Annotated in this window: 19 protein-coding genes; 14 read left to right on the top strand and 5 right to left on the bottom strand. The window is 75.2% G+C overall.

Annotated features, from left to right (window positions below):
• Positions 1-12 precede the first annotated feature (12 nt).
• Positions 13-4,521 carry a non-ribosomal peptide synthetase/MFS transporter gene (locus O7628_RS00095; protein ID WP_278127508.1) on the top strand — a complete coding sequence of 1,503 codons (4,509 nt, stop codon included), beginning with the start codon at positions 13-15 and terminating at the stop codon, positions 4,519-4,521.
• Positions 4,522-4,604: 83 nt separating this feature from the next.
• Here O7628_RS00095 and O7628_RS00090 read toward each other — a convergent pair whose 3' ends face one another.
• Positions 4,605-5,984 carry a hypothetical protein gene (locus O7628_RS00090; RefSeq protein ID WP_278127507.1) on the bottom strand — a complete coding sequence of 460 codons (1,380 nt, stop codon included), beginning with the start codon at positions 5,982-5,984 and terminating at the stop codon, positions 4,605-4,607.
• Between the two features lie 107 nt (positions 5,985-6,091).
• Between O7628_RS00090 and O7628_RS00085 the strand changes: the two genes are divergently transcribed.
• The gene (locus O7628_RS00085; protein WP_278127506.1) at positions 6,092-6,586 is read left to right on the top strand and encodes a type II toxin-antitoxin system PemK/MazF family toxin; all 495 of its coding nucleotides are present in this window, start codon (positions 6,092-6,094) and stop codon (positions 6,584-6,586) included.
• 85 nt (positions 6,587-6,671) lie between these two features.
• On the opposite strand, the gene O7628_RS00080 is transcribed toward O7628_RS00085, so the two are convergent.
• Positions 6,672-7,322 carry a GGDEF domain-containing protein gene (locus O7628_RS00080; RefSeq protein ID WP_074473228.1) on the bottom strand — a complete coding sequence of 217 codons (651 nt, stop codon included), beginning with the start codon at positions 7,320-7,322 and terminating at the stop codon, positions 6,672-6,674.
• 261 nt (positions 7,323-7,583) lie between these two features.
• On the opposite strand from O7628_RS00080, the gene O7628_RS00075 reads away from it, so the two are divergent.
• The 9 genes from O7628_RS00075 to O7628_RS00035 all read left to right on the top strand — a co-directional run bounded on the left by O7628_RS00075 (position 7,584) and on the right by O7628_RS00035 (position 16,662).
• Entirely contained in the window at positions 7,584-7,823 is a 240-nt protein-coding gene (locus tag O7628_RS00075) for a DUF397 domain-containing protein (RefSeq protein ID WP_074473229.1), read from the top strand.
• 145 nt (positions 7,824-7,968) lie between these two features.
• Positions 7,969-8,856 (top strand): helix-turn-helix transcriptional regulator, encoded by an 888-nt coding sequence (locus O7628_RS00070; RefSeq protein WP_178065077.1) that lies wholly within the window; start codon positions 7,969-7,971, stop codon positions 8,854-8,856.
• A 109-nt stretch (positions 8,857-8,965) separates the two neighbouring features.
• Positions 8,966-9,814: an SAM-dependent methyltransferase gene (locus O7628_RS00065; RefSeq protein ID WP_278127505.1), complete on the top strand. Its 849-nt coding sequence runs from the start codon at positions 8,966-8,968 to the stop codon at positions 9,812-9,814.
• A 107-nt stretch (positions 9,815-9,921) separates the two neighbouring features.
• Positions 9,922-11,538 carry a protein kinase gene (locus tag O7628_RS00060; RefSeq protein WP_278127504.1) on the top strand — a complete coding sequence of 539 codons (1,617 nt, stop codon included), beginning with the start codon at positions 9,922-9,924 and terminating at the stop codon, positions 11,536-11,538.
• A 107-nt stretch (positions 11,539-11,645) separates the two neighbouring features.
• On the top strand, positions 11,646-12,569 hold the full coding sequence (locus O7628_RS00055; RefSeq protein ID WP_278127503.1) for a DedA family protein: 924 nt from the start codon (positions 11,646-11,648) through the stop codon (positions 12,567-12,569).
• 649 nt (positions 12,570-13,218) lie between these two features.
• A complete protein-coding gene (locus tag O7628_RS00050) occupies positions 13,219-13,812 on the top strand; it encodes a hypothetical protein (RefSeq protein WP_278127502.1) in 594 nt (197 codons plus the stop codon).
• A gap of 231 nt (positions 13,813-14,043) precedes the next feature.
• The gene (locus tag O7628_RS00045; RefSeq protein WP_278127501.1) at positions 14,044-14,949 is read left to right on the top strand and encodes a hypothetical protein; all 906 of its coding nucleotides are present in this window, start codon (positions 14,044-14,046) and stop codon (positions 14,947-14,949) included.
• 15 nt (positions 14,950-14,964) lie between these two features.
• Complete coding sequence (locus O7628_RS00040; protein WP_278127500.1) at positions 14,965-15,936, top strand: pirin family protein; 972 nt, start codon at positions 14,965-14,967, stop codon at positions 15,934-15,936.
• A 63-nt stretch (positions 15,937-15,999) separates the two neighbouring features.
• Positions 16,000-16,662 (top strand): hypothetical protein, encoded by a 663-nt coding sequence (locus O7628_RS00035; RefSeq protein WP_278127499.1) that lies wholly within the window; start codon positions 16,000-16,002, stop codon positions 16,660-16,662.
• Between the two features lie 215 nt (positions 16,663-16,877).
• Here O7628_RS00035 and O7628_RS00030 read toward each other — a convergent pair whose 3' ends face one another.
• Both O7628_RS00030 and O7628_RS00025 read right to left on the bottom strand, forming a co-directional pair.
• Complete coding sequence (locus O7628_RS00030) at positions 16,878-17,495, bottom strand: DUF1345 domain-containing protein (protein ID WP_278127498.1); 618 nt, start codon at positions 17,493-17,495, stop codon at positions 16,878-16,880.
• Positions 17,496-17,563: 68 nt separating this feature from the next.
• A complete protein-coding gene (locus O7628_RS00025) occupies positions 17,564-17,833 on the bottom strand; it encodes a DUF2795 domain-containing protein (RefSeq protein ID WP_278127497.1) in 270 nt (89 codons plus the stop codon).
• Positions 17,834-18,019: 186 nt separating this feature from the next.
• Between O7628_RS00025 and O7628_RS00020 the strand changes: the two genes are divergently transcribed.
• Positions 18,020-18,433, top strand: a complete 414-nt coding sequence (locus O7628_RS00020) for a DUF2267 domain-containing protein (protein ID WP_074473237.1) — start codon at positions 18,020-18,022, stop codon at positions 18,431-18,433.
• Between the two features lie 98 nt (positions 18,434-18,531).
• Here O7628_RS00020 and O7628_RS00015 read toward each other — a convergent pair whose 3' ends face one another.
• Positions 18,532-19,734: a CaiB/BaiF CoA-transferase family protein gene (locus tag O7628_RS00015; RefSeq protein WP_278127496.1), complete on the bottom strand. Its 1,203-nt coding sequence runs from the start codon at positions 19,732-19,734 to the stop codon at positions 18,532-18,534.
• A 258-nt stretch (positions 19,735-19,992) separates the two neighbouring features.
• Here O7628_RS00015 and O7628_RS00010 point away from each other — a divergent pair, with 258 nt between their 5' ends.
• Together O7628_RS00010 and O7628_RS00005 are read left to right on the top strand one after the other, a co-directional pair.
• A complete protein-coding gene (locus O7628_RS00010) occupies positions 19,993-21,012 on the top strand; it encodes a TerC/Alx family metal homeostasis membrane protein (protein WP_278127495.1) in 1,020 nt (339 codons plus the stop codon).
• Positions 21,013-21,078: 66 nt separating this feature from the next.
• The coding region (locus O7628_RS00005) for a molybdopterin-dependent oxidoreductase (RefSeq protein WP_278127494.1) at positions 21,079-21,515 on the top strand (437 nt) is incomplete at its 3' end.

The following is a 21,515-nucleotide window of genomic DNA, read 5'->3' as shown; positions in this document are numbered from 1 at the left end:
GAGCACGCCGAGGTGCCGTTCGCCAAGGTCGTGCATGAGCTGGGCCTGCCCCGCGACGTGAGCCGGTCCCCGGTGTTCCAGGCCATGTTCGTGTTGCAGAACTACGAGATGGGCCGGTTCACCGGGGTCTCCGACGCCGCCGAGGTGCGCTTCGAGTGGACGCCGATGGAGTTGCGCGCCACCCGGTTCGACTTCGAGCTGCACGCGGTGGAGACCACCGAGGGGCTCTGGGGCAAGCTCGTCTTCAACACCGACCTGTTCACCCGGGCCACCGTCGAGCGGATCGCCCGCCGGTGGACCACCCTGCTGCGGGCGGTCGTCGCCGCGCCGGACACCCCGGTCTCGGCCCTGCCGATGGTCGACCCCGCCGAGCGGGACCTGCTGGCCGCCTGGAACGACACCACGGCCCGGTTTCCGCACGAGCAGACCCTGCACGGGCCGTTCGAGGTGCGGGCCGCCGCCACGCCCGACGCGGTGGCGCTGACCTTCGAGGGCCGCCCGGTGACGTACGCCGGGCTGAACGCCGCCGCGAACCGCGTCGCCCACCGGCTGCGCGCGGCCGGCGTCGGCCCGGAGACCCTGGTCGGGGTGTGCGCCGAGCGGTCGGTGGAGCTGGTCGCCGGGCTGCTCGGCGTGCTCAAGGCCGGCGGCGCGTACCTGCCGCTGGACCCGGAGTACCCGGCCGACCGGCTGTCCTTCATGGTCACCGACGCGGCCGCGCCCGTGGTGCTGGTGCAGGAGCACCTGCGCGACGTGCTGCCCGACACCGGCGCGACGGTGCTCGCCCTCGACGACGCCGCGACGTGGGCCGACCAGCCCGCCACCGACCCCGCGCCGACGGCCGGGCCCGACAACCTCGCGTACGTCATCTACACCTCCGGCTCCACGGGCCGGCCCAAGGGCGTGCCGAACACCCACCGGGGCATCGTCAACCGGCTGCACTGGAAGCAGGAGACCTACCGGCTCGCCGCCGACGACGCGGTGCTGCAGAAGACCCCGGCCAGCTTCGACGTGTCGGTGTGGGAGTTCTTCTGGCCGCTGCGGGAGGGCGCCCGGCTGGTGCTGGCGAAGCCCGGCGGGCACAAGGACGCCGGCTACCTGCGGGACCTGCTGGTGGCCGAGCGGATCACCACCGCCCACTTCGTGCCGTCGATGCTGACGGTCTTCCTCGGCGAGGACGGCATCGAGGCGGCCACCGCCCTGCGCCGGGTGATCTGCTCCGGTGAGGAGCTGCCGTTGGCCTCGGCGGTGGAGTTCACCACCCGGCTGCCTTGGTGCGAGCTGCACAACCTGTACGGCCCCACCGAGGCGGCCATCGACGTCAGCGCCTGGCGCTGCGACCCGGCGGCGCTCGCCGGGCTGTCGAGCGTGCCGATCGGCGGGCCGATCGCCAACCTGCGGCTGCACGTGCTCGACGCGGCGGGCAGCGAGTGCCCGGTCGGCGTCGCGGGGGAGCTGCACATCGGCGGCGTCGGCCTGGCCCGGGGCTACCACCGCCGGCCGGCGCTGACCGCCGAGCGGTTCGTGCCCGACCCGTTCTCGGGCGAGCCGGGGGCCCGGCTGTACCGCACCGGCGACCTGGCCCGCTGGGTCGTCGCCCCGGCCGGCGGCGGTGCAGCGGCCGGCGACGGTGACGCGGCCGGTGGCGGGGCGGCGGCCGGCGACGCCCCGCGCGGGGTGATCGAGTTCCTCGGCCGCATCGACCACCAGGTGAAGCTGCGCGGCCTGCGCATCGAGCTGGGCGAGATCGAGAGCGCCCTGCGGGAGCAGCCGGGCGTCACCGAGGCGGCCGTCATCGTCCGCGAGGACGCCCCGGGCGACAAGCGGCTCACCGCGTACCTGGTGGGCGACGCCGAGCACGCCGCGCTGAAGGCGGCGCTGAAGGAGACGCTGCCCGAATACATGGTGCCGACCGCGTTCGTCACCCTCGACGCGCTGCCGCTGAGCCCCAACGGCAAGCTCGACCGGCGCGCGCTGCCCGCGCCCGTGGTGACCCGCGAGGCGTCGGTGGCGCTGGTCGAGCCGCGCGACGACACCGAGCGGCTGCTGGCCGGGATCTGGTCGGAGGTGCTGGGCGTCGACACGCTCGGCATCGACGACGACTTCTTCGACCTGGGCGGGCACTCGATGCTCGCCACCCAGGTCGTCGCGAAGATCCGCAAGGCCGAGCACGGCGGGCGGCCCGTCGGCGTGATGGACCTGTTCCAGCAGCGGACCATCCGCGAGCTGGCCGCGTTCATGGCCGGCGACGCCGCCGACGACGGCCCGCGCCGGCTGCTCTACGAGCTGACCAAGCCCATCCCCGCCGGTCAGCGGCTCCGCACGTACGTCTGCGTCCCCTACGGCGGCGGCAGCGCCATCGTCTACCAGCCCCTCGCCGACGCCCTGCCCGCCGGCAACGCCCTGTACTCGCTGGCGATCCCCGGGCACGACGTGGGGCTCAGCGAGGAGGGCCTGCCGTTCGAGGAGCTGACCCGCCGGGTCGCCGACGAGATCGTCGAGCGGATCTCCGGCCCGATCGTCCTGTACGGCCACTGCGGCGTCGGCAGCGCCATCGTCGCCGAGGTGGCCCGCAAGGTCGAGGCGGCCGGCCGGGAGCTGGAGGCGCTCTACATCGGCGCGATGTTCCCGTTCGCCCGCCCGAAGGGCCTCTTCGCCGCCGCCCGCAACCGCCTCGAACGGCTGCGCAGCAACAAGCACTACGCGAGCTGGCTCAAGTCGATGGGCGTCGACACCGACGAGCTGGACCCGGAGCAGGCCGACCGGATCATCAGCAACATGCGGGCCGACTCCCGCGCCTCGGAGGAGTACTTCACCGGACTGCTCGACGCCAATGCGGCGAAGCTGCGCGCCCCGATCGTCTCGGTGGTCGGCTCCGAGGACCCGGTGACCGACTACTTCGCCGAGCGGTACGCCGAGTGGCAGTTCCTCACCGACACCGTCGGGCTGGTCGTGCTCGACCAGGCGGGGCACTTCTTCCTCAAGTACCGGGCCGACGAGCTGGCGGAGATCGTCACCTCGGTGCACCCGGCGGTGCGCGCCGGCGACACGACCGCCCTGGAGGCGGCGGCCCGGGGCGAGGACGCCGGCTGGGTCGTCGCCGACCACCGGCGCGTCGGCGCGGACCGGAGCCCCGAGCGGGCCGTGGTCAAGCCGAGCATGGGCCGGTTCGTCGCGGTCACCGCCGGCCAGCTCGTCTCCACGACAGGCTCGGCGCTGACCGCGTTCGCCCTGCCGATCTGGCTGTTCACCCAGACCGGCTCGGTGGCGAACCTGGGCCTGCTGTGGGCGCTGGCGCTGGTCTGCGGCGTGCTGATGCTGCCCATCGCGGGCGCGATCACCGACCGGGTCAGCCGCCGCCGGATCATGATGATCGCCAGCTCCGCCGCCGGGTCGATCCAGCTCGTGCTGGCCGCCCTGCTCTGGACGGACAACCTGCGGCTGTGGATGATCTACGCCCTGGTGGCGCTCAGCCAGGTCGCCGGGTCGTTCCAGCGCATCGCGTTCCAGTCGGCGGTGCCGCAGCTCGTGCCGAAGCGCTACCTCGGTCACGCGATGGGCGTCACCCAGCTCACCAACGGCTTCGCGATGCTGCTGATGCCGGTCTTCGCCGCCGGGCTGCTGGCCGCCATCGAGCTCAAGGGCATCCTGCTCATCGACGTGGCCAGCTACGTGGTGGCGGTGGCCACCCTGGCCGTGGTCCGCTTCCCCGACCTGCTCGGCTGGCGGCCCCGGGAGCGGCTGCTCGTCGCCATCGCCAACGGGCTGCGCTACTCGTGGCAGCACCGGGGCTTCCGGCTCATGCTGGGCTACTTCGCGATCGGCAACATCTTCCTGGCCCCGGCGCTGGTGCTGACCACCCCGCTGGTGCTCTCCTTCGCCACCGCCACGCAGGTGGCGCAGGTGGCCCTGGCCGAGGCGCTCGGCGCGGTGGCCGGCGGCGTGCTCATGTCGCTGTGGGGCGGCCCGCGCCACCGCCGGATGATCGGCGTCCTGCTCGGCAACCTCGGCACCGCGCTCGGCTGCGTCGTGATCGGCCTGGACGCCTCCGTCGCGGTGATCTGCGTCGGGGCGTTCTGGCTGGCCATGGCGATGACCACCGCCCAGTCGATCTACGCGACGATCGTGCAGGTGAAGGTGCCGCAGCGCTACCACGGCCGGGTGTTCAGCCTCAACCAGACGATCTCCTGGTCGACGCTGCCGATCGGCTTCGCGCTGCTCGCCCCGGCGGCCAGCGGCCTGTTCGAGCCGATGCTCGCCGAGGGCGGGTCGCTCGCCGGGTCGGTGGGCGCGGTCATCGGCACCGGTCCGGGCCGGGGCATCGGCTTCGCGTACGTCTGCTTCGGCGCGGCGCTGGTGCTGGTCACGCTGGGCGGCTTCGCGATCCGGCTGCTGCGCCGCTTCGACCTGGAGGTGCCGGACTCGCTGCCCGACGACCTGATCGGCGCGCAGGAGCGCGAGCGGCGGCTCGCCGCCCGGGCCGCCGGGCGGCAGGAGGAGAAGGTGCCCGTGGCGGCCTGACCCGCTGCCGGGCCGGCCCGCGTGGCCGCCACGACACGGGGGCCGGGGCCTGCGGCGGTCCACCGCCGCAGGCCCCGGTGTGCTCAGGCCACCGGCGGGTCGGCCAGGTCGGCGGCGGCGACGTCGTCGGGCTCGGCGACCCAGCCGGAGAAGACGGGCACGCCGTGCCACGGGCCGGTGCCGCCGCCGCGCCGGTCGGTGGCGACGGCCACCACCGCGTACGGGTGGCCGAAGCGCAGCTCCGCGACGCGGGCCACCCCCAGCGGGGGCAGGCTGACCCGCGCGAACATCCCGGTGACGGCCGCCGCGGCGAACCCGTACCGGTCGTAGCGGGCCGCGACCGCCTGCCGGGCCCGCACGTCGCCCGCGCCGACCAGCGGTGCGAGGACCCGGCCGGCCGCGGTGAACCCGAGCCCGGTCAGTTCGTGCTCGTCGCGGGCCGACCAGCAGGGCAACGCCGCCGTGTGCCGCTGCTCCCGGCGGTCGGGGGCGAACGTGCGCACGGCCTCCTCGCGCAGCGTCCACAGCGGCGTCTCGCCCAGCGGCAGGTCGAACAGCGACCGCCGGCCGGCGGGCTCGTCGGCGTCGACGTCGGCGGCGATCCGGTACGCGGCGGCGAGCACGTCGGCCGGGGCCACCCCGGGCGCGGCGGCCACCGAGACCACCGACAGCCCCGCCCCGGCGGCCCCGCCGCTGCCGTCCGTGCCGGTGTCGGCGCCGCCCGCCTCGTGCCCGCCGTTCACGGCCGGCTGCGCCGTCGCCACGTGCACGGCGACGTCCCCGGCCTCCGGCGTCGCCGCGATCCACGCGCGGTGCCCGTGCGCCGGGGTGCGCAGCACCCGGGTCAGCCGCCCCGCCCACGGGCTGTCCGGGCCGAGCGCCCCGGCCGGGGCGAGGTCGAACGGGGCGGCCCAGGAGATCCGGGTGGCCACGGCCGAGGCCAGGGCGAGCGCCACCCGGGGGTCGAGGGCCAGCGGGAACCGCTCGATCAGCCCGAGGCTGTGCTCGCGGGCCCACGCGTCGAGGCCGGCCTGGTCGGGCAGCGGGCCGGTCCCGGTGGCGCGGGGGAGGGCGGCCCGCCAGGCGTCCAGCCCGGCGCTCCCGGCGCCGGGCCGGTGCCAGACGGCCGTCGCCGACGGCACCAGGGGATGCGGCGCGTCCAGCAGGTCGGCGGCGATCCGGGCGGCCCGCGCCGGCGCGGTGCCCAGGGCGTCGGCGAGGGCGGCGGCGTCCCCGTCGAGCCCGGCGTGCCCGTCGAGTCCGGCGTGCCCGTCGAGTCCGGCGTGCCCGTCGAGTCCGGCGTTTCCGTCCGGTCCGGCGGCGTCGCCCTCGGGGGCGGCCGATGCGCAGAGGGCGAGCAGCAGCCACGCGCCCAGCGGGGACGCGACGTGGTGCCGGTCGCCGGCCGTGGCGTGCAACCGGGCGGCGTAGCGGGCCAGCGGGGCGTGGAGGTTCGTCGTCATCCCCCCACTGTGCCCGCCCCGGCCCGTTCGCGCGGCGGGCGGCCGCGCGGCGTCCGCCGGCCGCCGTGGCTGGGCGGCGGGCCGGGGGACGGGTTAGGCTGCCCGCCGTGGCAGGTCTGTTGAGGAGTGTGGCGTCCCGGCTGGGGCGGGTGGCCCGCGGCGGGGCCGCGCCGACGCGTACCCCCGGGCCGATCCCGGCCCAGGTGGCGCGGCGTCGGCAGGTCACGGCGTTGCAGCGCCGGGAGCTCAGCTACGCCCCCGAGCCCGACGGGCAGGCCGACCCGGGCGAGGTCGTCTGGACCTGGGTCCCCTACGAGGACGACCCCCGGCGGGGCAAGGACCGCCCGGTGCTGGTGGTGGGGCGCTCCAGCCGCACCCTGTTCGGCCTGATGCTGTCCAGCCAGAGCGAGCGGGACGGCCAGCGGCACTGGCTGGCGTTGGGCCCGGGCACCTGGGACCGGGACAACCGGCCCAGCTGGGTGCGGCTCGACCGCGTCCTCACCATGCGGGAGGACAGCATCCGCCGGGAGGGCGCGGTGCTGGACCGGGCGCGCTTCGACCGGGTCGGCCAGGCCCTGCGCGCCGGCTACGGCTGGCGCTGAGCCCTGCCGTCGCCGTGCGGCGTCGCCGCGCCGCTGGCGCTGAGCCCTGCCGTCGTCCCGCTGCGGCCCCGCCGCAGGCGGGGCGTCAGCACTCGGCGAGGCGCGCGCTGTCGATGAGCTGGCGGGCGGAGCGGGACGCGCCGACGCTCTTCGCCCGGTACATCGCCGCGTCGGCGCGGTCGAGCGCCTCGGTGAGCTGGGTCGGGCAGGTGACGGGGGCGAGCCCGACGGAGGCGGTGACCCGCAGGCTCAGGCCGCCGAGGGGGATCGGCGCGGCGAGCGACTCGCAGAGCCGGCGGGAGGCGTGCTCGATCCAGCGCCGGTCGACGGTCGGGGTGGCCAGCAGGCCCGCGAACTCGTCGCCGCCGAGGCGGGCCACGAGGTTGTCCCCGGCGAAGGCGGCCAGCCGTTCGGCCACGCTGATCAGCACCTGGTCACCGGCGGCGTGCCCGTAGCGGTCGTTGACCTGCTTGAAGTCGTCGAGGTCCAGCACGATGGCGATCAGCGGCTGGCCGGCGGTGTCGGTGAGCAGGGTCGCGGCCAGCCGGAAGAAGGCCCGCCGGTTGGGCAGCCCGGTGAGCGGGTCGTGGCTGGCGGCGTGCCGCTCGGCGGCCAGCTCCGCCTGGAGGTGTTCGATCTCCGCCTCGGCCAGCATGGCCCGGCGGCGCAGTTGCCAGGCGGAGACCAGGGCCCCGGCGGCCGAGATGCCGGACGCGATGGTCAACGGATCCGGCACGAACCCTCCTCACCGCGTCTGCCCACGCGCCCGACCGCTGCCGCCGTGCCCGTGGGGGCTCCTGTTTTCCCTGGTACAGCCCCAGGTGAGGTAACCCAAAGTGAACACCTGGGTACACCCTCGTTGGGCTATCATGCTCGCTGTCCGGTGCAGATGCAATAGCAGATGCACGTGCAGCAAATCCCGTCGTAAGCCCCGCCCCTCGCCAGCACACCGCTCCTCCCCGCGGCATCGGCAGGCTCTTGACAAGAAAGATGCCCCATGCAGCAGCCCCGCAACGGCGTTCCCACTGCACAGCTCCCTCCGCTGACCTGGTTGAAGAGTCGACGGAGCAATCCCAGCGGCAACTGCGTCGAGCTTGCCGAGCTACCCGGCGGCGCCGGAATCGCCGTCCGTAACTCCCGCTACCCCGATGGTCCGGCGCTGATCTACACGATCGACGAGATCGCGGCATTCGTCCTCGGCGCCCGGGACGGCGACTTCGACCACCTCATCGGCTGACCCTGGGTCACCCCTCGGCTGCGTCCCGTCAACGGGACCGAAACGCCGGTCGGGCCGGGTTCACCTCACTGTCGGTCCATGGCATGCTTACACGTCGGCCGGGGTGGGGCCCGGTGCGACGAAGGCAGCAAGCGGAGGTCGGCGCGTGACGATGGTTCCCACGGAGGGTGGCCCGGCCACCGGCCCGACCGTGCTGCGCATGCTGCTCGGCGCGCAGCTACGCCGCCTGCGGGAGGCCAGCGGGGTGACCCGGGAGGGCGCCGGCTGGGAGATCCGGTCCTCCGAGTCGAAGATCAGCCGGATGGAGCTGGGCCGGGTCGGCTTCAAGGAGCGCGACGTCGCGGACCTGCTCAGCCTCTACGGCGTCACCGACGCCACGGAGCGGGAGGCCCTGCTCAAGCTCGCCCGCGACGCCAACAGCCCCGGCTGGTGGCACCGCTACGGCGACGTGCTCCCGTCGTGGTTCCAGTCGTACCTCGGCCTGGAGGCGGCCGCCGCGCTGATCCGCAGCTACGAGGTGCAGTTCGTGCCGGGCCTGCTCCAGACCCCGGAGTACGCCCGGGCCGTCGTCCTGCTCGGCCACCGGGGGGCCGGGGCGGACGAGATCGACCGCCGGGTGAGCCTGCGCATGCAGCGCCAGGAGCTGCTCCGTCGCCCCCGGCCGCCGCAACTGTGGGCCGTCGTGGACGAGGCGGCGCTGCGCCGGCCGATCGGCGGCCCCCAGGTCATGCACGACCAGCTCACCGCCCTGATCGAGGCGACCCGGGCGTCGCACGTGCGGTTGCAGATCATCCCGTTCGACGCGGGCGGCCACGCCGCGGCCGGCGGCGCGTTCACCATCCTGCGCTTCGGCGACCAGGACCTGCCCGACATCGTCTACATCGAGCAGCTCACCAGCGCGATCTACCTCGACAAGCGCGAGGACCTCGACTACTACGCGGCGGCCATGGAACGACTCTGCGTCGAGGCCGAGCCACCGGAGCGCACGCCGGAACTCCTCACCCGGCTGCGCGACGAGCTCTATCCGCAGTAGCGGGTTCCCTGGTCGGGGCCGTGGCGCGGGCTGCCTCTACCATGGTCGACACCGGCGACAGTGGACGGACGCCGCGCAACAGGTAAGCGCAGAGCCATGGAGGCACCCCTTGACCACCGATGCCCCCGGCACCTCGACCGGTCCCGCCCACCCCAGCGACCGGATCGACACCTCGGTGGCCCATCCCGCCCGCCGCTACAACTACCTGCTCGGCGGCAAGGACAACTTCCAGGCCGACCGCGACTCCGGGGACGCGATGGCCGCGGCCTTCCCGACCATCCGCACCGCCGCCCTGGAGAACCGCCGCTTCCTCAAGCGGGCCGTCGGCCACCTCGCCCGCGAGGCCGGCGTCCGGCAGTTCCTCGACATCGGCACCGGCATCCCCACCGCCGACAACACCCACGAGGTCGCCCAGGCCGCCGACCCGCAGGCCCGGGTGGTATACGTCGACAACGACCCCATCGTGCTCGCCCACGCCCGGGCGTTGCTGACCAGCACGCCCGAGGGCGCGACCGCCTACATCGACGCCGACCTGCGGGACCCGGAGCGGATCCTGAGCCACCCCGACCTGCTCCGCACTATCGACCTGGGGCAGCCGGTGGCGCTGATGCTGGTCGCGATCCTGCACTTCCTGCCCGACCCCGACCAGCCGTACGACGTGGTCCGTCGGTTGCTGGAAGCGCTGCCCGCCGGCAGCTACCTGGCCGCCTCGCACGCCACCTACGACCACCTTCCCGAGCAGGTGGCGCAGGAGTCCATCGCGGCGACGCGGACCGGCGGGGCGCACAACGTGATCAGCCTGCGCAGCCGGGCGGAGTTCGCCGGCTTCTTCGCCGGGCTGGAGCTCGTCGACCCGGGCATCGTCTCGATCGCGCAGTGGCGCGCCGAGCGGGAGCCCCTGCCGCGGCCCTCGGTGGTCGACGTCAGCATGTACGGGGCAGTGGCCCGCAAGCCCTGACCCTCCGTTACCGCCCCGGCATCCGCGCCGTCGCCACGACTGCTGCCCGACGGCGACGGACAGACGCGTCTGCCCGCCCGACGCTCACGGACAGGCAGACGCGACTGGTGCCCGACGCCCACCGGCAGGCAGACTGGACCACGATGTCGCCGTTCACGCCCACCCTGCGCCTGCACGACCGCTACGTCCTGCGCGAGCGCATCGGCCTCGGCGGCATGTCCGAGGTGTGGCGCGCCGACGACGAGGTCCTGCACCGCCCCGTCGCCGTCAAGGCCCTCGCGGCCGAACTCGCCGCCGACCCGCACCTGCGCGCCACCATCCAGCGCGAGGCGCGGGCCGCCGCCCGGCTCACCCACCCGCACGTCACCCAGGTGTACGACTACGGCGAGGCGGCCCTCGGGGGCCCGACGGTGGTGCCGTACCTGGTGATGGAGCTCGTCGAGGGGCACAGCCTCGCCGACCGGCTCGCCTCCGGCCCGCTGCCCTGGCCCGAAGCCGTCCGGCTGGCCGGGCAGGTCGCCGCCGCCCTGGCCGCCGCGCACCGCATCGGCGTGGTGCACCGCGACATCAAGCCCGCCAACGTCATGCTCACCGAGAGCGGCGCGAAGGTGCTCGACTTCGGCATCGCCGCCCTCGCCGGGCCGCACCCGCCCCGCACCGGCCCTGACGGCGATCCCCGCCCCGGGCGCTCCGGGTCCGCTCCGGGGGCGCACCAGTCGCGTCCGGGGCCGGACGACGAGCCGATGATGGGCACGCCCGCCTACCTCGCCCCCGAGCGGTTCCGCCCCGGGCCGCCGAACCCGGCCAGCGACGTGTACGCCCTCGGCGCCCTGCTCCACCGCGCCCTCGCCGGCCGCGCCCCGCTGCCCGTGCAGACCTGGGCGGACGCCCTCGAAGCGCACGCGCAGCGCCGGCAGCCCCCGCCGCTGCGCGTCCCCGGGCTGCCCCCGGACGTCGCCGCGCTCACCCTCGCCTGCCTGAGCGCCGACCCGGCCCGCCGACCCACCGCCGCCCAGCTGGCCCGCCGGCTCGGCGCGACACCGGCCGGGACCCGGCCCGCCGCCGCGTCGGCCCCGGCCCGGCCCGCCGATCCGACGCCCCCGGACCACCCGCCCACGCTGGTGGACCGCGCCGGGTCCTGGACGGCCCCCGCCCGCCCCGGGCGGTCGTCCGTTCCGGCGTCCCCGCCCGCCCGGGTGCCCGGGCCCGTCCCGGCGGCGGAGCCCGCCCGCCGCGCGCCGCGCGGCCCGGGCCAGGGCAACCGCCTCCTCGGCGTCCTCGTCGCCGCCGGGATGGCGCTGCTCGTCGGCGTCGTCGCGCTGCTCGCCCTCGGCGACGGCGCGCCGACCCCGCCGTCCGGGGCGCCCACGACCGTCGCCTCCGCCGCCGGGAAGCCGACCGAGCCGCCCCGGTCGGCCGCCGCCCCGCCCACCACCGCCCGCTCGTTGCCGGTCACGTTGCGCCAGCTCGCCGCCGAGTTCACCGCCCTGATAGACGAGGCGCAGGCGCGCGGCGACATCGACCGCGAAACCGCCGACGACCTGCGCGAGGAGGTCGCCGAGCTCAACCGGGGCAAGCTCAAGGACCGGGCCAAGCACCTGCGGGACCTGCGCGAGGACATCGCCGAGGCGGTCGAGCGCGACGAGATCGGCGGGGAGACCGCCGCCCGGCTCCGGGAACTGCTCACCGGCTTCCCGGGGGCGCGCGGCGACGCGGCGGGCTGACGGGCCACACCGACGCCGGCCGTCCACGGTGTACGGCCCGCCCGGCCCGCCCGTCGTCGCGTCGGCGGGGCGTGGCAGCCGGCGGGAACGGTCACTACCGTTGTCGGATGATCAGCACGCAGCCGCTCCTGCCCTTCCCCCGCACGGTCGCCGCCGGTCCCGAACCCGGCTCCGACGGGCCGGTCGGATTCGTCACGGGTCTGGTCGAGAGGCTGGGTGGCCCCGGCGCCGGGCTGGCGGTCGCGCTGGAGAACCTCTTCCCGCCGATCCCCAGCGAGGTGATCCTGCCGCTGGCGGGCTTCGTCGCCAGCCAGGGCCGGATGAGCCTGGTCGGGGCGATCGGCTGGACCACCCTCGGCTCGGTGGTCGGCGCGCTGGCCCTCTACTGGATCGGCGCGATGCTGGGCCGGGACCGGATGCGGGCCATCGCCGCCAAGCTGCCGCTGGTCAAGCTCGAGGACGTCGACCGCACGGAGGCGTGGTTCCTCCGGCACGGCGTCAAGGCGGTGTTCTTCGGCCGGATGATCCCGGTGTTCCGCAGTCTCATCTCGATCCCGGCCGGCGTCGAGCGGATGCCGGTGCTGACGTTCCTGCTCTACACGACGCTGGGCAGCCTCATCTGGAACACGGTCTTCGTCCTGGCGGGCTACCTGCTCGGCGAGAACTGGCACGTGGTCGAGGCTTACGTCGGCACGTTCCAGAACGTGGTCATCGCGGTGTCCGCGCTGGCGGTCGCGTGGTTCGTCGTCACCCGGGTACGCCGGTCCCGCGCCGCACGGCGTGACGCCGTGGCCTCCGCCTCCACGTCCGTTTCCGCTTCCGCGAACTCGTCTGTCGGTGGTCCGTCCGTGGGCGGTCCGTCCGCCGAGGAGCGCGGCGGCGACCTCGTCGGGTTCGCCGGCGGTCCGGCTGGGCACGGCCCGTCTGCCGGTGCCGATCGCGGCCTGCCGACCGGGCCGGAACGCGGCACGGGGGAGTACCGGGGAACGGTCTACCGCAGCGGCTCCTGGCGCGGCGGGCCTGAGCACTGACGGGTCGGCGCGTCCCGCCCGGCTGATCAACTCCGTGCCGGGGACATGGCGGTATCCCGTCCCGTTGATACCCCCACCTGCCTGACATCCCGTCATGCGACCGCCCGTGTGGGCGGTTTGTCCGTCCCGCCGGGGGTGGCGTGGCATGGGGTGGGTGGGGTTGATCATGTCGGGCAGGTGGCGGTATCCCGGCCCGCTGATACCGCCACCTGCCCGGCATCCCGTCATGCGACCGCCCGTATGGGGGGTTTGTCTGTCCCGGCGCGGGGGCGGCGTGGGGTGGGGTCGATGTGGGCCTGCCGGGGGCGGGGTGGTGACGGGCGGCACCCGTGGGCCGGAATCTCGACGGGGTCGGGGTCGTTACACCTGACGCACGACCGAAGCAGCACCCACCAGACCCCCCGACCCAGCAGCCCCCCGCCCCCAGGGGTGGTGGCCGGTCGCCGGGAATGGGCGCGGGTCGCCGGTCGTTACACCTGGACCCGGGCCGGCACCACCACTGATGGCAGCCGCCCCGGTCCCCTTCCCCCGCTCGTCTTTCCCCCTTTTGTTCGTTGTTCGGGCGCCTCGACGTGGTGCTCGCACACCCCCACACCACCCCCGTTCGGGGCGTGAGGGTGTGCCGACCCCCCGATTGGAGTCACCCCCCATGAACACGACCATCCTGCGCAAGAGCGTCCTCGGCATCGCCGGACTCGCCTTCGCCGGTGGCCTCGCCGCCGGCCCCCTCCACCACACCACCACCGACACCGGTGACGCGCGGCCCGTCGCCACCACCACCCAGTCCAGCGGCGTGGACGCCGGGAAGCTCATCCCCCACGGCGTGCAGGGCACCCAGTCCCGCATCCACCTCGACCCGGAGCAGACCGCCAACGTCAAGGCCATCATCGCCGCCACCAAGAAGGCCGGCCTCGACGAGCGCGCCGCGGTCATCTCCATCGGCACCGCCCTGCAGGAGTCGAAGCTGCAGAACCTGGGCCACCTCGGCGACCGCAACGACCACGACTCCCTCGGCCTGTTCCAACAGCGCCCCTCCAGCGGCTGGGGCACCCCCGAACAGATCACCGACCCCGAGTACGCGACGACAGCATTCCTCAAGGGCCTGCGACAGGTCGACGGCTGGCAGAACATGGCCCTGACCGACGCCGCCCAGACCGTCCAGGTCTCCGCCTACCCCGACGCCTACGCGCAGTGGGAACAGCAGGCCGCCGACCTCGTCACCCAACACTGGAACAACAGCTGACCGATCGCACACCGCCACCGGCCGGGCCCCCGAACACCAGGGACCCGGCCGGTGGCGTCCTTACCGGTGGCGCCCCGACCCTCGGCGGCCCCCGCCTAGCGGGGTGTTAACAAGGGGCCCTTCCGCTACAGAAAGCGTTAACAAGGGGCCCTTCCTTGCAAGCGGGGGGCGGAGTGATCCGATCCCGGGTCGGGTACGTACTGCCTGGCGGGGACCGCGAAAGGGGAGCACATGCCGGTGTCGGAGCATGACGCGTACCGCCGTCCGGAGGCCGTTCCTCCGGTGCCCGCACCGGTCGTCGAGGTGACCGGGGACCCCGTCCCGCAGCCGCCCGTCCCGGCCTGGCCGCGCGGCGTACGCCTCATGGTCGCCGCCGCGGTCGTGGTGCTGGCGTTGGGGGCGGGCGCGGTGGCGGTGACCCTGGCCAACCCGGACCGGCTGGGGGTGGCGTTCTCCGGCGGCAGGCCGGACGTCGGGTCGACGGTGCCGCTGGCGGCCGAGCCCGGCGGCGGGGGAGCGTCGGCCGACGGCCGGGTGCTCACCGCGCCCCTGGCCGGTAGGGCCCGGGCCAGTTTCGAGCTGGTCGACGGGCTGACCACGTTCGACCTGCGCATCGACGACCTCGGCGAGGACCTGTACCGGATCACCAGCCCCGCCCACGGCGGGGTGGAGCCCCGCCCGGAGCTCGTCGGCGACCGGCTGCGGGTGCGGATGGCGGTCAGCGGCCGGCGTGGCCCGGCCGTCGCGGAGGTCGTGCTCAGCTCCCGGGTGACCTGGCGGCTGCGGCTGGCCGGCGGGGTGACCGAGCAGGTGCTGGACCTGACCCGGGGACGGCTGACCGGGCTGGAGCTCGCCGCCGGGGCCACCCGCGTCGACCTGCGCCTGCCCCGGGTCGTCGGCACGCTGACGGTGCGGCTGACCGGCGGGGTGAACCAGTTGGTGGTGCGGGTGCCCGGCGCGCTGCCGACCCGGGTCCGGGCGGGTGCCGGCGCGGGCGCGGTCACCGTCTACGACCGGCACCGGCAGGGGGTGGCGGCCGGCACGCTGACCGGCTCGCCGGACTGGGACCGCCGGGCCGACCGGGTGTACGTCGACATGGTCGCCGGGGCCAACACGGTGACCGTCGAGGGGAGCTGAGCGTACAGTCGGGCGGTGGATCGTACGGAATCTCTGCCGGCGCAGACCCGACCGCCGGGCGGGGCGCCCGCCGACCCGGGCAGCGTGCTGCTGCCGGGCCACGACGTGCCGCTCGGCCGCTACACGACGGTGCGCCGGTTGCTGCCGCAGCGCCAGCGGCGGATGGTCGGGGCCTGGTGCTTCGTCGACCACTTCGGTCCGGACGACGTCGCGCAGCGGCCCGGCATGGAGGTGCCGCCCCATCCGCACACGGGCCTGCAGACGGTGACCTGGCTGCTCGACGGCGAGATCGTGCACCGGGACAGCCTCGGCAACGTGCAGCCGATCCGCCCGGGGCAGCTCAACGTGATGACCTCCGGGCACGGCATCGCGCATTCGGAGCGGTCGCCGGCGCAGCATCCGCCGGTGATGCACGGGGTGCAGTTGTGGGTGGCCCTGCCGGACCCGGCGCGGGCCGGTGGGCCGGGCTTCGCCCACCACGAGGACCTTCCGGTGTGGCGCGACGGCGACACCGACGTGACGCTGCTGGTGGGCGAGCTCGGCGGGGAACGCTCCCCGGCCGTGGCGCACACCCCGCTGCTCGGCGCGCAGCTCACCGCCCGGGGCGCGGCGCCGGCCCGGCTGCCGCTGCGCCGCGACTTCGAGTACGCGCTGCTGGCGATGTCCGGCGTCGCCGAGGTGGGTGACGTGTCGGTGGAGCCGGGCTCGCTGCTCTACCTCGGCCTGGGTCGGGAGAGCCTGACCCTGGCCGCCGCCCCGGGCAGCCGCCTGCTGCTGCTCGGCGGGGAGCCGTTCGAGGAGCCGCTGGTGATGTGGTGGAACTTCGTCGGCCGGTCGCACGAGGAGATCGCCGAGGCCCGCGCGGACTGGGCGGCGGGCCGCCGCTTCGGGGTGGTGGCGGACGACGCGGCCCCGCCGCTGCCGGCGCCCGCGTTGCCGACCACCCGGCTGCTGGCCCGCACCCGGCACGGCGAGATCCTGCGCTGAGCCGCCGCTCACCCCGCCGCCGCCCGCCAGGCGTGGCCGGCGGCGACGCGGGTAGTCGCGGGCATGCCGACCACCGCGATCTCCACCATCGAGGACAGGAAGCGCCTGGCCCGCCGCCTGGCGGGCGACGGGCGCGGCTTCGCCGAGCAGTACGGCTTCCGGGTGACCAACAACCCGTCCAGCCTGTTCCAGTTGCTCACCCTGTCGGTCCTGCTGGCCCGCCGGGGTGACTTCCGGTGCGCCGTGGCCGCCGCGGCGGCGCTGCGCGACTCCGGGTGGGACAGCGCCGCCCGGCTGGCCCGGTCGCTGCACGCCGACCGGGTCCGCGTGCTGCGCGGGGCGGGGCTGCGCGGCGACGTCGACGCGCTCGCCGACGGTCTCGGCGACCTGGCCCGCACGGTCGTGGACCGCTACCGGGGCGACCTGCGCCGGCTGCGCGGCGCGGCCCGGCACGACCCGGCCGCCGAGCGGACGCTGCTGGCCGGGTTGCCGGGCGTCGACGGCGAGGCGGTGGCGTTGTTCCTGCGCGAGGCGCAGGCGTTGTGGCGGGAGGTGGCCCCGGTGGCGGACCGGCGGGCGCTGGCGGCGGCCCGCCGGCTGGGGTTGGGCGGTTCGGCGGCCGACCTGGCCGACCTGGCCGGCGGGGGCGAGTCGGAGCGGCTCGCCTGGCTGGTCGGCGCGCTCGCCCGGGTCGACCTGGAGCAGCGGTACGCCGAGCTCACCTGAGGTGCGTTGGCCCACAGTTTTCCGCAGAACTGACCGTTCGGATGATGGCGTCGGTACGATGATCTCGGCAGTTGACTCCCGCCCTCATCGGGTGGGAGTGGCCGCCCGGCGGTGCGGTCCGGTTCGGGCCGCGTTCACCGCCGGGGCACAGGTTCTGCGTGGCGCCCCGGGTCGCGGTTCGTGGCCCGGGGCGCCCGTCTGTCGAGGCGGTCCGCTCAGCCGGCCAGCCCCACCACCAGGTTCACCGTCGCGGCGATGATCACCGCGCCGAACAGGTACGACAGCAGCGAGTGCCGCAGCACGGTGGTGCGCATCTCGTTGCTGGTCAGGTTCGTGTCGGAGACCTGGAAGGTCATCCCCACGGTGAACGCCAGGTAGGCGAAGTCCGAGTAGCGGGGGCACTCCCGCTGGTGGAACATCACCCCGCCCTCGGGTCCCGTGTAGTAGATCCGCGCGTACCGGGCGGTGTGGACGGTGTGCACCACCAGCCAGGACAGCAGCACGCTCACCACGCCCAGCCCGCCGTACGCGTCGCGGCGCGGCCCCGGCGGGGCGCTGTGCGCGTACAGCAGCACCACCGCGACCGCCAGCAGGCTGGCCAGGCAGGCGACCAGCAGCAGCACGTCGCGGACGGCGCGGCTCGGGTCCTCCCGGCCGGCGAGCCGGGCGGTGCCCTCGCCGTCCAGCGGCCACAGCCTGCGCCACACCAGCACCAGCCAGCTCAGCGCCGCCGCGTCCCAGCCGACGAGGGGACCGATCCGGGGCGAGCCGACGAGCGCGAACAGGCCGCCGGCCAGCAGCCCGACCAGCCCCATCACGAGCAGTTGCGCCACCGCCGGGGGGTGGCCGTCGACGCGCCGCACCGGCCGCGTACCCAATCGCCCGGGCCGCCGGCGGGCGGTCAGATGCGCCGCAGGTGCTGCGAGACCCGGGTGTGCGGCTCCCTGGCCTGTGCCGCCCGGCGGGCCGGGCTCGCCTCGGGGGCCGTCTCGATGCCGGCGGACCGGGCCACCTCGGTCCCGTTGGCGTAGTCCACCGGGGGCAGGGCCCGCAGGGCGCGCAGCACGTCCGGCGGGGCGCCCTCCCGTTCCGCCTCGCGGACCACGTCGGCCTTGTCCGCCGGGTAGTCGAGGCTGGACAGGTACTGCAGGACGTCGTCGTAGCTCGCCATGGGTGCGCTCCTCGTCGCCGCGATCGGGCTTCCCGACCGGCGGCGGTTACCCACCATGCGGCCGCCCACGCCCGCGCGGGGCCCGGCGATCGACGCCGCCCGGCCGCCGTTTCCCGGCCCGTCCGGCGGGTACGCGAGCCCCTCCTGCGGGCGCGACCGGCCCGAGGCAGCGGAAGGAGCGCCGTCATGAACTACGACACCTTCGTCGACCAGGTGGCCCTGCGGGCGCGGGTCCCCGGCGAGCGGGCCGTCGAGCTGACCCGGGCCACGCTGGAGACGCTCGCCGAGCGGCTGACCGGCGGCGAGGTGCTCGACCTCGCGGCGCAGCTGCCGAGGCCGTTGCAGCTGGTCCTGCGGCCCAGCCCGGACACCGAGGCCGCCGACCGGTTCGGCGCGGCCGAGTTCGTCGCCCGGGTCGGCCAGCGGGCCGGGCTCGACGAGCGGGCCGCCCGGGACGCCGTGCGGGCGGTGTTCACCACCCTGCGCGAGGCGGTGACCGGCGGGGAGTTCGACGACATCGTGGTGCAGATGCCGCGCGACTACCGGGACATGGTGGAGCCGGCGCTCGCCCCGGGCGCGGCGGCCCCGCGCCGACCCTGACCGGCGGGCTCTCGGGTCGGCAGGCCCCCGCCTCGTGGCGGGTTGGCAGGGGTCCCCTGTACAACAGAATGCGTTAACAGGGGGCCCTTCCTTGCGCCTCAGGCGATCGCGCCGGCGGCGCGTAGGGCGGCGATCCGGTCGGCGGCGAGGCCGGCCTCCGCCAGGACCTCGTCGGTGTGCTCGCCGGGGTGCGGGGGCGGCCGGCGCAGCGCCGTCGGCGTGCCGGAGAACCGGGGCGCCGGGGCCGGCTGGGTCGCCCCGGCGTGCTCCACGAACACCCGCCGTGCCGCCAGGTGTGGATGCCGCGGGGCCTCCGCCCAGTCGAGCACCGGCGCGACGCAGGCGTCCGAGTCGCCGAGCAGGGCCGTCCACTCGTCGCGGGTGCGGGTGCGGAACAGCCGTGCCCAGGCGGCCCGCAGGGCGGGCCAGTTCGCCGGGTCGGCGCGCTCCGGCGCGTCGTCGCCGGGCAGCGGGAACCCGGTGCGGCGGACCAGCTCGTCGTAGAAGCGGGGCTCCAGGGCGCCGACCGCGAGGTGCCGGCCGTCGGCGCACTCGTACGTGTCGTAGAACGGCGCGCCGCCGTCGAGCAGGTTCACCCCGCGCGGGTCCTGCCACCTGCCGGCCCCGCGCAGCGAGTGGATCATCGTGGCGAGCACCGACACGCCGTCCACGATGGCCGCGTCGACGACCTGGCCCGGCGCGCCGGCGCGGACGGCGTACAGGGCGGCGACGACGCCCAGGGCCAGCATCATCCCGCCCCCGCCGAAGTCACCGAGCAGGTTCATCGGCGGCACCGGGCGCTCCCCGGCCCGGCCGATGCCGTGCAGCGCCCCGGTCAGCGCCAGGTAGTCGATGTCGTGCCCCGCGTACGGGGCGAGTGGGCCGTCCTGCCCCCAGCCGGTCATCCGCCCGTAGACCAGGCGGGGGTTGGCCGCGAGGCAGTCGGCGGGGCCGAGGCCCAGGCGTTCGGTCACCCCGGGGCGGAAGCCCTCGACCAGCACGTCCGCGCCGCCGATCAGGGCCCGCGCCGCCTCCCGGCCCCCGGGCGACTTGAGGTCAACGGCGACGGAGCGGCGGCCCCGGTTGAGCAGGTCCGGGTGCGGGGTGCCGAAGGCGGCCGGGTCGACGTCGGTGGCCCGGTCCACCCGGATCACGTCGGCGCCCAGGTCGGCCAGCATCATCGCGGCGAACGGGCCGGGCCCGATGCCGGCCAGTTCGACCACGCGTACCCCGGTGAGGGGGCCGACCGGGCCGCCGCCGGCCGACGGGTCCGCGTCGGGGTGGTGCGCGCGCTCGCTCACCGGGACACCATAGGCGCGGGCGGGCCTCGGGGGACAGGGCCGGCCGGACCGCCCGCCACCGGAGCATCACCCCTGGTGACAGGTCGGTGTCGGCTTGGCGAGTCGCCCGGAGCTGACCTAACCTGGTCCCACGAGGGGAGTACTTCCCACGAACCATTCCGGTCAGTACGGCGTGCCCGGGGCGCGCCTCGGGTGGTTGCCCACGGAATCGTGGGTGAAGGAGACCTCGAACATGACACGGTGTTCGAGGAGACCCATATGACCGAATCATCCCTTCTTGCTGCCGGCGCGCTGTCCTCGATCGGCACGCCCACCCTCTGGGCGGTCACCATCGCCGGGGTGCTCGCGCTGCTCGTGCTGGACTTCCTCGTCACCCGCCGCCCCCACGAGGTGTCGATCCGGGAGGCGCTCGGCTGGTCGGCGTTCTACGTCGCCCTCCCGCTCGCCTTCGGCGCGTGGATCTGGTCGCGCTACGGCTCCCAGCAGGGCGTGGAATACCTCACCGGCTACCTGGTGGAGAAGTCGCTCTCGGTCGACAACCTCTTCGTCTTCATGCTGCTGCTGGCCGCGTTCGCGGTGCCGGCCGTGCTCGCCCAGCGGGTGCTGCTCTACGGCATCGCCGGTGCGCTGGTGCTGCGCGCCGTCTTCATCGCCCTCGGCGCGGCGGCGTTGCAGACCCTGGACTTCGCCTTCCTGATCTTCGCCATCATCCTGATCGCCACCGCCGTCAAGCTGCTCCGCGACGCCCTCTCCGGGCACGAGCAGGAGGTGGACATCAACAAGATGCGGTCGGTGAAGCTGCTGCGCAGGTTCATGCCGGTCGTCGACGAATACCAGGGCACGAGGATGACCGTCCGGCAGGGCGGCCGCCGGGCGCTCACCCCCCTCGCGCTCGTGGTGGTCGCGGTGCTCGCCACCGACGTGGTCTTCGCCGTCGACTCGGTGCCGGCCGTCTACGGCATCACCGAGGACCCGTACCTCGTCTTCGCCACCAACGCCTTCGCGCTGCTCGGGCTGCGGGCGCTCTACTTCGTGCTGCACGCCGCGCTCAGCCGGCTCGTGCACCTCAGCTACGGCCTGGCGATCATCCTCGCCTTCATCGGCGTCAAGCTCGGCCTGCACTGGGCGCACGGCATCTGGTCCGGCGTGCCGGAGATCCCGACCCTGGCCTCGCTCGGCGTGATCATCGGCGTGCTGGTGATCGTCACGCTCACCAGCCTCCGGGCCACCCGCGACGCGCCCCCGGGCGACAAGGAGGTCGTCGCGGGCCGGCACTGACCGCGCGGCGCGCGTCGGTCCGGGCGAACGGTACCGACGCGCGCCCACAGGTGGTACGACTGACGGGTGGGAATCGTCTCGCCAGGCTTCCAAGGCCGACGCCGCTCGGCGGGGCCGGCCCTGCCGCCCGGGCAATACCTCACCGAGGACTTCCCGGTGCTCTCCGCCGGCCCGACGCCGCGGGTGCGGCCGGACGCCTGGGAGTTCGTCGTCACCACCGAGACCGGCGCGGAGCACCGCTGGACGTGGGCCGAGTTCACCGCCCTGCCGCAGGAGACCCCCACCGTCGACATCCACTGCGTCACCCGGTGGTCCAAGCTCGGCACCACCTGGCAGGGCGTCTCGCTCGACGTGCTGCTCGACGGCGTCGACACCGACGCGGCGTACGCGCTGGCCCACTCCTACGGCGGCTACACCACGAACCTGCCGCTGGCCGACCTGCGCGGCGGACGCGCCTGGGTGGTGCACGGCTACGACGGCCGGGACCTGCCCGCCGAGCACGG

This window comes from Micromonospora sp. WMMD956 (assembly GCF_029626125.1).
GTDB lineage: Bacteria > Actinomycetota > Actinomycetes > Mycobacteriales > Micromonosporaceae > Micromonospora > Micromonospora carbonacea.
Note: the sequence above shows the minus strand (reverse complement) of the source record. Positions and strands in the feature narration are given on the sequence as shown.

Coding starts and splice junctions, on each gene's coding strand:
- O7628_RS00090 (WP_278127507.1), bottom strand. CDS start 5,984: ATGACGACGAACCTCCACGCCCCGCTGGCCCGCTACGCCGCCCGGTTG.
- O7628_RS00075 (WP_074473229.1), top strand. CDS start 7,584: ATGCAGCAGCCCCGCAACGGCGTTCCCACTGCACAGCTCCCTCCGCTG.
- O7628_RS00055 (WP_278127503.1), top strand. CDS start 11,646: ATGATCAGCACGCAGCCGCTCCTGCCCTTCCCCCGCACGGTCGCCGCC.
- O7628_RS00050 (WP_278127502.1), top strand. CDS start 13,219: ATGAACACGACCATCCTGCGCAAGAGCGTCCTCGGCATCGCCGGACTC.
- O7628_RS00045 (WP_278127501.1), top strand. CDS start 14,044: ATGCCGGTGTCGGAGCATGACGCGTACCGCCGTCCGGAGGCCGTTCCT.
- O7628_RS00035 (WP_278127499.1), top strand. CDS start 16,000: ATGCCGACCACCGCGATCTCCACCATCGAGGACAGGAAGCGCCTGGCC.
- O7628_RS00025 (WP_278127497.1), bottom strand. CDS start 17,833: ATGGCGAGCTACGACGACGTCCTGCAGTACCTGTCCAGCCTCGACTAC.
- O7628_RS00020 (WP_074473237.1), top strand. CDS start 18,020: ATGAACTACGACACCTTCGTCGACCAGGTGGCCCTGCGGGCGCGGGTC.
- O7628_RS00010 (WP_278127495.1), top strand. CDS start 19,993: ATGACCGAATCATCCCTTCTTGCTGCCGGCGCGCTGTCCTCGATCGGC.